Source organism: Azospirillum sp. (assembly GCF_035627195.1).
In the GTDB taxonomy this organism is placed as follows: Bacteria; Pseudomonadota; Alphaproteobacteria; order Azospirillales; family Azospirillaceae; genus Azospirillum.
This window is the reverse complement of record NZ_DASPMG010000224.1, coordinates 1-11,344: the sequence shown is the minus strand read 5'-3', so window position 1 is coordinate 11,344 and position 11,344 is coordinate 1. Positions and strand designations below refer to the sequence as shown.

Genomic DNA, 11,344 nt, shown 5'->3' with positions numbered 1-11,344 from the left:
TGCCGGAGACCTTCCTGATCGACCGCCAGGGCCGCATCCGCTACAAGCACGTCGGCCCGCTGACCCCGGACGTGGTGCAGGACCGCATCCTCCCGCTGGTCAAGGAGCTTCGCAAGGGATGAAGGCGCTTATCCTCGCCCTGGCCACGGCCGCGTTGATCGCGGCCGGGCCGGCCGCCCACGCCGTGCAGCCCGAAGAGGTGCTGCCCGATCCGAAGATGGAGGAACGGGCGCGCGAGATCTCGAAGGAGCTGCGCTGCCTCGTCTGCCAGAACCAGTCGATCGACGATTCGAACGCGCCCCTGGCCCGCGACCTGCGCGTCATCGTGCGCGAGCGCCTGAAGGCCGGCGATTCGAACGATCAGGTGATGGGCTACGTCACCGACCGCTACGGCGACTACGTGCTGCTGAAACCGCCGTTCAAGGCGACGACGCTGCTGCTGTGGGTGGGGCCGTTCGTGCTGTTCGCCGGCGGCGCCGTGGCCGTCGCCCTGTATCTGCGCCGCCGCCAGGGACCCGGCGGCACCGACACCGCGCCGCTGACGGACGATGAGCGTCGGCGCCTGGAGGCCCTTCTGGGCAAGGACGGAGTTTGATGCTGTTCTGGATCGTCGCGGCGGCGCTGACCGCCGCCGTGGTGCTGCTGATCGTGCCGCCGCTGCTGAAGCCGCGCGCCGAGGCCGCGCCCGACCGCGCCGCCTACGACCTGGAGGTCTACCGCGACCAGCTGGCCGAGCTGGAGCGTGATCAGGCCCGCGGCCTGATCACCGCGCAGCAGGCCGACGCCGCCCGCGCCGAGATCGGCCGCCGCATGCTGGCCATCGCCGACCGCAAGCCGGAAACCGCCGCGGCACCGCGCGCCGCGCGGGTGGTCGCCGCCCTCATCGCCATCGCGCTGCCGCTGGGGGCGCTCGCCGTCTACCTGCCGCTGGGCCACCCGGACGTGCCGGGGATGCCGCTGGCGTCGCGCAACCTGGACGCCGAGCGTGGACACGGCGGCCCGCCGCCGCAGGTCGCCGCCGCGCTGGAGAAGCTGGTCAAGCATCTGGCCGACAACCCCAAGGACGTGCGCGGCTGGGACCTGCTGGGCCGCACCTACGCCCGCGCCGGCAAGTACGATCAGGCGGCCGACGCGTTCCGCCGCGGCCTCGACGCCGCCCCCGGCGATCCGGAGCTGACCGCCGGCTGGGCGGAGATGGTGACCAACGCCAACGACGGCATCGTGCCGGAAGACGCCCGCACGGCCTTCGAAAGCGTGCTGGCGAAGGAACCGAAGGATCCCCGCGCCCGCTTCTATCTGGCGCTCGCCCGCCAGCAGGCCGGCGACGTGCAGGGTGCGCTGGACCGCTGGCGGGCCATGATGGCCGAGACGCCGGCCGACGCCCCCTGGCTGCCCGCCATCCGGGCGCGCATCACCGAGGCGGCGCAGCGCCTGAACCTCGACCCCGCCAAGGTCATGCCCACGCCGCTGCCAGCGGAAACGGCGCAGGACCAGTCCGGCGAGATGGACGCCGAGCAGAAGGCCATGGTGCGCGGCATGGTCGAGTCGCTGGCCGCCAAGATGGCCGACAACCCGGCGGACGTCGAGGGTTGGAAGCGCCTCGCCCGCTCCTACACGGTGCTGGGCGAGCACGATAAGGCGGTGGAGGCGGCCAGGAAGGCCGTCGATCAGGCGCCCAAGCGCCCCGACGTGCTGCTGGTCTACGCCGACGTGCTGCTGGCCCGCGGCCCGCAGGCCGGCGGCGCCGAGATGCCGGCCGAGGCTTTGGGGGCTCTGCGCGACGTGCTGACCGCCGAACCGGCCAACCGCGAGGCGCTGTGGCTGCTGGGCCTGAACGCCGCCAACACCGGCCGCAAGGCCGAGGCGGCCGAGCTGTGGGGCCGCCTGCTGCCGCAGCTCGACCCCAAGGACCCCGACCACGCCTTCGTCCGCCAGCGCATCGAGGCGCTGAAGGCCGGCGGGTAAGGGCACCGGCCTACGGCGCCACACGCAGCGGAATGTCCGCGCGCTCCACCGTGCAGGACTTCGGCCCGGCGGCGCAGGCACGGTATTCCACGCGCAGCGCCCCGTCGTTGCTGTCCGCGTCTCCCAGGCGCACCGCGCCCGGCGCATCGAGCGGCAGGGCGGCGCGGATCGCCCCGCCGGGCTTCCCCTCGCTGCGCACCGTCGTCGGGAACCGCCCCTTCAGACGCCGGCTCACCAGCGTCGGCGCGTCGATGCGCACGGCCTGCGGCTCGATGCGGGCTCCGGCCAGCGGCGTCACGGTCAGCACCAGCGCCTCCCCCTTGCCCTGACGCTCGACCGCCAGGACGACCCGGGCGGCCTTGAGGTCCGCGGACCAGCGGCGCGGCCCCTCCGGCGCGGCCAGGGTCGTCCCGGACAGCAGCGCGGCCACCAGGACAGACGCGGCCACCGCCACCGTCTCGCCGATTCTCCACCGATCGCCACCCATGCCGGTTCTCTCCCGCTGCCTCCTGCGCCCCCATGCACCGATGATGATGCAGGGCTGCGCGCGCGGGCAAGCGGGCGAACGGCCAGCCTCTGGCCGCGAATGGTTGGGATGGTCTACAGTGACGTCCCCGCCCGAAGCGCCCCGTCCCGTCCGTGCTCCTTCCCTCCTCCCGAACTCCTCTGTCGGCGCCGGTCGAGGCCGCGGTGTGGATGCTGTTGGCCGCCATGGCCTTCGGCGCCGGCAACACGCTGATCCGTCACGCCACCCTGTCCCTGCATCCGTTCCAGGTGGCCTTCTTCCGCAACCTGTTCAGCCTGCTGTTCATGCTGTCGTGGATCTCCGCCAGCACCGGCTTCGGCGCGCTGCGCACCGGGCGGCTGCGCCTGTACGTCACGCGGGCGCTGACCGGGCTGTGCGCCATGATGACGTGGTTCTGGGGGGTGGCGAACATGCCGCTGGCCGACGCCACGGCGCTCAGCTTCACCACGCCGCTGTTCACCACCATGGGGGCCGCGCTGCTGCTGGGCGAGGTGGTGCGGCTGCGCCGCTGGGTGGCGGTCGTGGTCGGCTTCGCCGGGGTGCTGATCATCCTGCGGCCGGGGGTCGATTCGCTGTCGCTGGCCGCGCTGGCGGTGCTGACCAGCTGCGTCTTTGCCGCACTCAGCGCGCTGCAGGTCCGCACGCTGGCGCGGTCGGAGACGTCGACCGCCATGGTTACCTACATGGTCCTGCTGCTGACGCCCATGTCGCTGGTGCCGGCGCTGTTCGTCTGGCGCTGGCCGGACCTGGGAACGCTGGGCTGGCTGGTGCTGCTGGGCGGCGTGCTGACCGGCGCCCACGTCGCCATGACGCGTTCCTTCCAGCTGGCCGAGGCGTCGGCGGTGATGCCGTACGACTACGCCAAGCTGCCGTTCACCGCGCTGCTCGCCTACCTGCTGTACGGCGAGGTGATGGACGCCTGGGGCTGGGTGGGGGCCGGCGTCATCGCCGCCTCAACCTTCTACATCGCCCACCGCGAGGCCAGGGCGGCGCGCGGCTGACGTCACGCCGTGGCGTCCTGCTCCTCCTCCAGGGCGGCGCGCGCCTTGTCGTAGTGCTCGGGCCGCAGGTTCACCCGCACGGCCTGGATCGCCGCCATCAGCACCGCCGCGTCGTCGGTGAAGCCGGCGATCAGCAGCCAATCCGGCACGCCGTCGAAGGGCAGCACGAAATAAGCCAAGGCCCCCAGCAGGATCGCCTTGGCGCCGGCCGGGGTCGCCGGATCGGTGGCGCAGTAGAAGGCGGCCAGCAGGTGCTCGACGAAGGGCAGGCGGCGCAGGTTGGCGCGCAGCTTCTCCCAGAAGCGGCGGCGCACGAAGCGCTCCTCCTCCTCCAGACGTTCGGGGGGTACCACGACCAGTTCCGTGCCCATCACCTCACCCATCTCTCCTATGCGGGGCTCTGCCCTGCTAAACATGAGGGTGGGACGCCCCGGACGCAACGCGCCGGACACGCTCCCGACCACACAACAGACGAACGGCGCGGACGGCGCCACAGGAGGAACGCATGCCGATGAAGATGGGCTACAAGGACCTGCTGGCCGAGGCCAACGCGCGCATCCAGGCGATCACGCCGCAGGACGCGCTGGCGCTGCACGGCGACCCGGACGTGGTGTTCGTCGACATCCGCGACGTGCGCGAGCTGCAGCGCGAGGGCATGATCCCCGGCGCCTTCCACGCGCCCCGCGGGATGCTGGAGTTCTGGGTCGACCCGGACAGCCCCTACCACAAGCCGGTCTTCGCGTCGGGCAAGCGCTTCGTCTTCTACTGCGCCAGCGCGTGGCGCTCGGCGCTCGCCACCGACACGGTGCAGCGCATGGGGCTGGAGCCGGTCTGCCACCTGCAAGGCGGCTTCAAGGCCTGGAAGGAAGCCGGCCTGCCGGTGGGCCAGCCGCCGGAGAAGGCGTGACAGTAAGATCAGATCAATGATCTGATCTTATATACGGCGCGGTGGACAAAGGGCCGCCGCGCCCATCCGGCACGCCTATGACCTCCTGCGGCAATCGGCCGCTTCGCCAAAGTCTTTTGCGCTGCACAAACTCGTCGGCGGAGGTATTGGCCCCTGCAGCACCGGGGCAAATATGACTCCATGTTCGGGAGACACGACGGACCGAGCCTGAGCCGCCGCGACTGCCCTTGCCTTTCAGCCACAGCAAGGTGTCGTCATGAAGACAGCCAATTCGCAGCCCCCCGCGCCGCCCCGCGCGCTCCGCCTGCTGGCCGGCGCCGCACCCGTGCTCAACCCCGTTCTCGCCGCCGTGGCCTACGTGGCCGGCGGCGCCGGCTTTGCCGTCGCCATGATGGACAAGGATGGCGCCGAGTTGCTGATCTCCATGGCCCTGCTGGGTGCTGCGGCCGCGCTGTACCTCCTGACGCGGCCGACGGAGGAGGAGTAGGCCAAACGCCCCAACGAAAAACGCGGCCCGGCTGATGCCGGACCGCGTTCCCCGCCACACCCGTGAGGGTGCGTATCCTTACTTGACGTTCGCCTTCGCCATGGCGCCCAGGCGCAGGCGGAGCGCGTTCAGCTTGATGAAGCCTTCCGCGTCCTTCTGGTTGTAAACGCTGTCCTCCTCGAACGTCACGTAGTCGAGGCGGTACAGGCTGTTCGGCGACTTGCGGCCGACCACCGTCACGTTGCCCTTGTAGAGCTTCAGGCGCACCGTGCCGTTCACCACGTCCTGCGTCTGGTCGATCAGGCTCTGCAGCGCCAGACGCTCCGGGCTCCACCAGTAGCCGCAGTAGATCAGCTCGGCGTAGCGCGGCATCAGCTCGTCCTTCAGGTGCGCGGCCCCGCGGTCGAGCGTGATGCTCTCCATGGCGCGGTGCGCGGCCAGCAGGATGGTGCCGCCCGGCGTCTCGTACACGCCGCGCGACTTCATGCCGACGTAGCGGTTCTCCACGAGGTCGAGGCGGCCGATGCCGTTCTCGCCGCCCAGGCGGTTCAGTTCGGTCAGCAGGTCCTTCGGGCCCATCGGCTTGCCGTCGATGGCCACCGCGTCGCCGCGCTTGAACTCCACCTCGACGTAGGTCGGGGTGTTCGGCGCCTTCTCAGGGCTGACGGAGCGGGTGAACATGTCCTCGTCCGGCTCGACCCACGGGTCTTCCAGCGCCTTGCCCTCGTAGGAGATGTGCAGCAGGTTGGCGTCGGTGGAGTACGGCGCCTCGCCGCGCTTGTCCTTGGCGATGGGGATCTGGTTCTTCTCGGCGTAGTCGATCAGGCGGGTGCGGCTGTTCAGGTCCCACTCGCGCCAGGGGGCGATGATCTTGATGTCCGGGCGCAGCGCGTAGTAGCCCAGCTCGAAGCGGACCTGGTCGTTGCCCTTGCCGGTGGCGCCGTGCGCCACGGCATCCGCACCCACCATGTTGGCGATCTCGATCTGGCGCTTGGCGATCAGCGGCCGGGCGATCGAGGTGCCCAGCAGGTAGGTGCCCTCATAGAGCGTGTTGGCGCGGAACATCGGGAAGACGAAGTCGCGCACGAACTCCTCGCGCAGGTCGTCGATGAAGATGTTCTCGGGCTTGATGCCCAGCATCTCCGCCTTCTTGCGCGCCGGCTCCAGCTCCTCGCCCTGGCCGAGGTCGGCGGTGAAGGTCACCACCTCGCAACGGTAGGTCTCCTGCAGCCACTTCAGGATCACCGAGGTGTCGAGGCCGCCGGAATAGGCGAGCACAACTTTCTTGATCTCTTTGCCGGTCGCACCGCTCATGGGAATGCTCATGCGCAAGGGGGAATAGGACGGTGCGGGACAGTAGCCCCGCGCGCCGGGCGAATCAATCGGTCGGTCGATCGGCGGGGACAGGCGCGTCGTCGCGGCCGGCCGGCGCGCCGGGCACGAACGGCCAGCGCACGTAGGCGAACACCCACAGCGCCACGATGTCCGCCCCGTTCAGCAGCAGCACCAGCACCCACAGCGGGCTGCGCCCCGACTTGGCCAGCATCCAGCCGCCGAACACCAGCTTCAGCATCAGGAAGATCGCGATCACCAGATTGGCCTGCCACGGCTCCAGCGCCAGAATGGCCTGCCAGGGCGCCCAGTACAGCGTGTTCAGCAGCTCGCTCATGCGGTCCTCCGCGGCTTGGGGCCGAGCGGCGCGGGGCGCGCCGGGCGGTTGGGCCAGCGCCGGAAGGTCAGCACGCCCATGACCAGGACCAGCCCGACCACCGGCACGAACACCAGCAACGCCCACCACGGCGCGAGGCCCGCGCGGCGGCAGACGCGCGCCAGCGGCCACGCCGCCAGCGCGTTGAACAGGAAGAGGACCAGCCCCGGATCGACGGCAAAGTTCGGCACGCGCGCACTCTCCTTGACGATGGCGCCTAGATGCCTGCCCCGCCCCGGTTTGTCGAGGAGGAAGTCACGGAATGGACGCGGTTCACCCCGTGCAACGATGCGGAACCGCGTGTAAACTCGGCCCCGGTCTTGCGTCGCTTCCGGTTGTCCGTGTCGGGTCCATCGCTCACGCCGCCCCTTCCTCCCTCCCCGCGGCCGCCCGCCGACGCGCCGGGCGTGGCGGCGTTCGGCCGCTTCCGCCTGGCGCTGCTGGTGGTGGCCGTCGTGGTCGTTGCCGGGCTGGGCGTGCAGACCGCCATCAAGGCCGTGCAGGGCCGCGAGCAGGCCGAGGCCGACGCCGTCCGCCAGACGCAGAATCTGGCGCGCACGCTGGAAATGCAGGCTCGCGGCACCTTCCGGGAGGTCGAGCTGGCCGTGGCGACCGTCGCCGAGGCGCTGACGCCGCGCCCCGGCGCGCCCGCCGCCGGGGCGGAGGCCGTGCGGGCGATGATCGCCGCGCGCCTGTCGGCCGGCGGCGTCCTGCGCAACATCGTCGTCGCCGACGCGCACGGCGACGTGCGGCACGACGGCATTCCCGGCACGGCACCGGTCAACATCGCCGACCGCGAGCATTTCCGCATCCACCGCGATCGGGCGGACGCCGGAACCGTCATCTCCCAGCCGATCCTCGGCCGCACCTTGCGCGGCTGGTACGTGGCGCTCAGCCGACGCGTAAACGATAGCCAGGGCGGCTTCGCCGGCGTGGTCTTCGCCGCCCTCGACCTGTCGCACCTGGAGCGCACCTTCGCCGCGGTCGACCTCGGGCCGAACGGCACGGTCACGCTGTGGAACCGCGACGGCGTGGTGCTGGCGCGCCACCCGCGCGAGGAGGCGGTCACCGCCGACCCCGCGCACTTCGCCGAGCAGATGCGCCAGCGGCTGGCCGAGGGGCAGCGCGAGGTCACCCGGCACGGCCCGTCTCCGGTGACCGGCGCCATGCGCGTGGCGACGATCCGCGTGGTGGAGGGCCTGCCGCTGGCGGTGTCGGTCCGCCTTGCCGAGGCCGGGTATCTGGCACCCTGGCGCGACGCCCTGCGGCGCGACGCCGTCACCCTGGGTGTCGTCGTGGCCGTGGTGGCGGTGCTGACGGCGCTGCTGCTGGGCTACCTGCGCCGGCTGGAGGGCATGGCCCGCGCCCTCCAGGCCAGCGAGCGGCGCGCCCGCGCCACCTTCGACAGCACCTACCAGTACATGGGCATCCTGGCGCCCGACGGGACGGTCCTGGCGCTGAACCGCGCAGCGCAGGACTTCACCGGCGCCGAGCGCGAGGGCGGCGTCGGCCGCCCGGCGTGGGAGCGGCGCACCTGGGCCGCCGTGCCGGCGTCGGCCGAGCGGCTGCGCGCCGCCGTGCGCGAGGCGGCGGCCGGCGGCTCCGTCCGCTTCGAGGCGCAGGTGCAGGCGGTGGACGGCGAGCCCCGCACCGTCGACTTCTGCGTCAAGCCGGTCCGGGACGAGCACGGCCGCGTCGTGCTGCTGCTGAGCGAGGCGCACGACATCACCGAGCGCTACCGCATGGAGACCGACCTGCGGCGCAGCGAGGCGCGGCTGCGCTCCTACCTCGACGCCGCCATGGAGGGGATCTTCGTCGCCGACACCAAAGGGCGCTACGTCGACGTCAACCCGGCGGCCTGCCAGATGCTGGGCTACACGCGGGACGAGCTGCTGTCCCTGCGCGTGTCCGACGTGGTGCCGGCCGACCACCCGCTGGGCGCGGCGTGCCTCGCCTCCTTCTGCGCGCTGGAGCCGGCCGGCGTCTTCCGCGGCGAGATGGTGATGCGCCGCAAGGACGGCGCCATCCGCCTGTCCGAGGTCAACGCCGTGCGGCTGGACGGCGATCGCACCCTGGGCGTGGTGCGCGACGTCACCGAGCGCCGCCACGCGGAGGAGGCGCTGCGCAGCAGCCGGGCGCGGCTGGCCGCCCTGCTGCAGGCCCTGCCCGACCTCGCCTTCCTGCTGGACGGCCAGGGCCGCTACCAGGAGGTGCTGGGCATGGGCACGCACGACCTGCTGGCCGCTCCCCTTGATTCGGTGGTCGGCCGCCCCGTCGCCGAGGTGCTGCCGAAGGAGGCGGCGGGCCGCGTGCACGATTCGATCCGCCGCACCATCGACACTGGTGCGCCGCAGGTCATCGAATACGCCTTGGCCGTGCCCACCGGCCGCCGCTGGTTCGAGGGACGCACCACGCTGCTGCCGCCCGACTTCGGGCCGGAGCCCATGGTGCTGCTGCTGGCCCGCGACGTGACGGAACGCGTGCGCGCCGCCGAGCGGCTGGCCCACGCCAAGGAGCAGGCGGAGAGCGCCAACCGCACCAAGGGCGCCTTCCTGGCGACCATGAGCCACGAGCTGCGCACGCCGCTGAACGCCATCATCGGCTTTTCCGAGATCATGGTGCACGAGGTCTTCGGGCCGCTGGGCAGCGAGCGCTACCGCACCTACGCCGCGCACATCCAGACCAGCGGCACGCACCTGCTGGAGCTGATCAACGACGTGCTCGACATGTCGAAGCTGGAGGCCGGACGCTATGAACTTGACGAGCACGAGGTCGAGTTGGCGGAACTGCTGGACTCCTGCATGGCGCTCACCGCCGTTCCGGCCGAGCAGGGTGGCGTGCGGCTGGCGACCGATCTGCCCCCGGACCTGCCCAACCTGCGCGCGGACGAGCGCGCGGTGCGGCAGATCGTGCTGAACCTGCTGTCCAACGCCGTGAAGTTCACCCCGCCCGGCGGCACCGTGACGCTCGGCGCGTCGGTGGCCGAGGACGGCACGCTGGCGGTGACGGTGGCCGACACCGGCATCGGCATCGACGCCGAAGCGCTGAAGACCGTCACCGAGCCCTTCCAGCAGGCCGACGCCAGCATCAGCCGCCGCTTCGGCGGCACCGGCCTGGGCCTGGCGATCAGCCGCGAACTGACCGAGCTGCACGGCGGCACCCTGGACCTGTCCAGCACCCCCGGCCGAGGCACGGTGGTGACGGTGACCTTCCCGGCGGAGCGGGTGGCGGGGAAGGTTGAAGCGGCGGGGGCTTTGCCATAACCCCTCCCCTGCGTCCGGCGGGGAACCGGCAATCAGCGCCTCACGCCAGCGCGGCGTCCTTTTCCTCGATCACCTTCTGCATCGCCGCCCGGTCGGCCGCGCTGAGGCGCATGGAGGCGCTCTTCAGCTGGCCGCAGGCCGCCATGATGTCCTCGCCGCGCGGGGTGCGCACGGGGCTGGCGTAGCCGGCGTGGTTGACGATGTCGCCGAAGACCTGGATCGCCTTGTCGGTCGAGCGCTCGTACGGCGCGCCCGGCCAGGGGTTGAAGGGGATCAGGTTGATCTTGGACGGAATGCCCTTCAGCAGGTTCACCAGTGCCCGCGCGTCGGCCGGGCTGTCGTTGATGCCCTTCAGCATCACGTATTCGAAGGTGATGCGCCGCGCGTTGTTCAGGCCGGGGTAGTTGCGGCAGGCGTCCATCAGTTCCCGCAGGGGGTACTTGCGATTGATGGGCATGATGATGTCGCGCAGTTCGTCCGTCACCGCGTGCAGGCTGACCGCGAGGTTGACGTTCAGCTCCTCGCCGCAGCGCTTCATCATCGGCACCACGCCCGAGGTGGACAGCGTGATGCGGCGCTTGGAAATGGCGATGCCGTCGCCGTCCATGACGATCTTCAGCGCCTTGGCGACGTTCTCGTAGTTGAAGAGCGGCTCGCCCATGCCCATCATGACGATGTTGGACAGCATCCGCCCGTCCGGCGGGGCCGGCCATTCGTCCAGCGCGTCGCGCGCCAGCATGACCTGCGCCACGATCTCCGGCGCCGTCAGGTTGCGCACCAGACGCTGCGTGCCGGTGTGGCAGAAGCGGCAGGTCAGCGTGCAGCCCACCTGGGAGGAGACGCACAGCGTGCCGCGGTCCTCCTCGGGGATGTGGACGCTCTCCACCTCCTGGCCGTCGGGCATACGCAGCAGCCACTTGCGCGTGCCATCGGCGGACTTCTGGTCGCGCGACACCGTCGGGCGCTGCACCACGAAGGCCTCGGCCAGCTTCTCGCGCACCGGCTTGGCGAGGGTGGTCATCACCGCGAAGTCGGTGGCGCCGCGGTGGTAGATCCAGTGCCAGAGCTGGCGCGCCCGGAACTTTTCCAGGCCGTGCGCCACCACCTCGGCCTCCAGCTCTTCGCGGGAGAGGCCGACGAGGTTCTTGCGCCCATCGGCCGAAGCGGCCGGAAGGACGTCGGGGGCAGCGGTCGATCGTGCGTTCATGGGGCGAATAGATAGTCGCGCCTGGCCGAGAAACCAAGCGCGACCTGTGGATAACGGGTATGCCTACCGCTTGACGCCGCAGGCGTCGTTGATCGCCTTGTAGGCTTCGGCGAGGCCGTCGAGGCTGTAGGTGTCGGTGGTCTTGGTGCCGCGCCCCGACACCGCCTTCATGACCAGCGGCTTGCCCTTGCCCTCGCGCATGGCGGCGACGATGGCCTTGTCGGTCTCGGCGTCGCGGGCCCAGGCGGTCTCGTTGTCGGCGAACAGCTTGAAGCTCTTG

13 protein-coding genes are annotated in these 11,344 nt (G+C 71.1%); 6 read left to right on the top strand and 7 right to left on the bottom strand.

The window, feature by feature from the left end; genetic code table 11:
• The first annotated feature begins 118 nt into the window (after positions 1 to 118).
• Positions 119 to 595: a cytochrome c-type biogenesis protein gene (locus VED21_RS20640; protein ID WP_324885520.1), complete on the top strand. Its 477-nt coding sequence runs from the start codon at positions 119 to 121 to the stop codon at positions 593 to 595.
• The gene (gene ccmI / locus VED21_RS20635) at positions 595 to 1,965 is read left to right on the top strand and encodes a c-type cytochrome biogenesis protein CcmI (protein WP_324885518.1); all 1,371 of its coding nucleotides are present in this window, start codon (positions 595 to 597) and stop codon (positions 1,963 to 1,965) included. Before VED21_RS20640 ends, ccmI begins: the two co-directional genes overlap by 1 nt.
• 10 nt (positions 1,966 to 1,975) lie before the next feature.
• Here the strand turns inward: ccmI and VED21_RS20630 are convergent, their stop codons facing one another.
• Positions 1,976 to 2,452, bottom strand: a complete 477-nt coding sequence (locus VED21_RS20630; RefSeq protein ID WP_324885516.1) for a hypothetical protein — start codon at positions 2,450 to 2,452, stop codon at positions 1,976 to 1,978.
• 209 nt (positions 2,453 to 2,661) lie between these two features.
• On the opposite strand from VED21_RS20630, the gene VED21_RS20625 reads away from it, so the two are divergent.
• Complete coding sequence (locus VED21_RS20625; RefSeq protein WP_324885522.1) at positions 2,662 to 3,492, top strand: DMT family transporter; 831 nt, start codon at positions 2,662 to 2,664, stop codon at positions 3,490 to 3,492.
• A 2-nt stretch (positions 3,493 to 3,494) separates the two neighbouring features.
• On the opposite strand, the gene VED21_RS20620 is transcribed toward VED21_RS20625, so the two are convergent.
• Complete coding sequence (locus VED21_RS20620) at positions 3,495 to 3,875, bottom strand: YkvA family protein (protein WP_324885514.1); 381 nt, start codon at positions 3,873 to 3,875, stop codon at positions 3,495 to 3,497.
• Between the two features lie 122 nt (positions 3,876 to 3,997).
• On the opposite strand from VED21_RS20620, the gene VED21_RS20615 reads away from it, so the two are divergent.
• The gene (locus tag VED21_RS20615; RefSeq protein ID WP_324885512.1) at positions 3,998 to 4,399 is read left to right on the top strand and encodes a rhodanese-like domain-containing protein; all 402 of its coding nucleotides are present in this window, start codon (positions 3,998 to 4,000) and stop codon (positions 4,397 to 4,399) included.
• A gap of 256 nt (positions 4,400 to 4,655) precedes the next feature.
• Positions 4,656 to 4,886, top strand: a complete 231-nt coding sequence (locus tag VED21_RS20610; protein WP_324885510.1) for a hypothetical protein — start codon at positions 4,656 to 4,658, stop codon at positions 4,884 to 4,886.
• A gap of 78 nt (positions 4,887 to 4,964) precedes the next feature.
• Here VED21_RS20610 and VED21_RS20605 read toward each other — a convergent pair whose 3' ends face one another.
• The 3 genes from VED21_RS20605 to VED21_RS20595 all read right to left on the bottom strand — a co-directional run bounded on the left by VED21_RS20605 (position 4,965) and on the right by VED21_RS20595 (position 6,785).
• Positions 4,965 to 6,200, bottom strand: a complete 1,236-nt coding sequence (locus tag VED21_RS20605) for an argininosuccinate synthase (RefSeq protein WP_324885508.1) — start codon at positions 6,198 to 6,200, stop codon at positions 4,965 to 4,967.
• Positions 6,201 to 6,264: 64 nt separating this feature from the next.
• Positions 6,265 to 6,555, bottom strand: a complete 291-nt coding sequence (locus VED21_RS20600; RefSeq protein ID WP_324885506.1) for a hypothetical protein — start codon at positions 6,553 to 6,555, stop codon at positions 6,265 to 6,267.
• Positions 6,552 to 6,785: a hypothetical protein gene (locus VED21_RS20595; protein WP_324885504.1), complete on the bottom strand. Its 234-nt coding sequence runs from the start codon at positions 6,783 to 6,785 to the stop codon at positions 6,552 to 6,554. The genes VED21_RS20600 and VED21_RS20595 overlap by 4 nt, the downstream gene beginning before the upstream one ends.
• Positions 6,786 to 7,001: 216 nt before the next feature.
• On the opposite strand from VED21_RS20595, the gene VED21_RS20590 reads away from it, so the two are divergent.
• Complete coding sequence (locus tag VED21_RS20590; RefSeq protein ID WP_324885502.1) at positions 7,002 to 9,857, top strand: PAS domain-containing protein; 2,856 nt, start codon at positions 7,002 to 7,004, stop codon at positions 9,855 to 9,857.
• A 40-nt stretch (positions 9,858 to 9,897) separates the two neighbouring features.
• On the opposite strand, the gene rlmN is transcribed toward VED21_RS20590, so the two are convergent.
• Together rlmN and VED21_RS20580 are read right to left on the bottom strand one after the other, a co-directional pair.
• Positions 9,898 to 11,064, bottom strand: a complete 1,167-nt coding sequence (gene rlmN / locus VED21_RS20585) for a 23S rRNA (adenine(2503)-C(2))-methyltransferase RlmN (RefSeq protein WP_324885500.1) — start codon at positions 11,062 to 11,064, stop codon at positions 9,898 to 9,900.
• Between the two features lie 63 nt (positions 11,065 to 11,127).
• Positions 11,128 to 11,344, bottom strand: a 217-nt coding sequence (locus VED21_RS20580) for an invasion associated locus B family protein (protein WP_324885498.1), incomplete at its 5' end; no start/stop codon positions are given.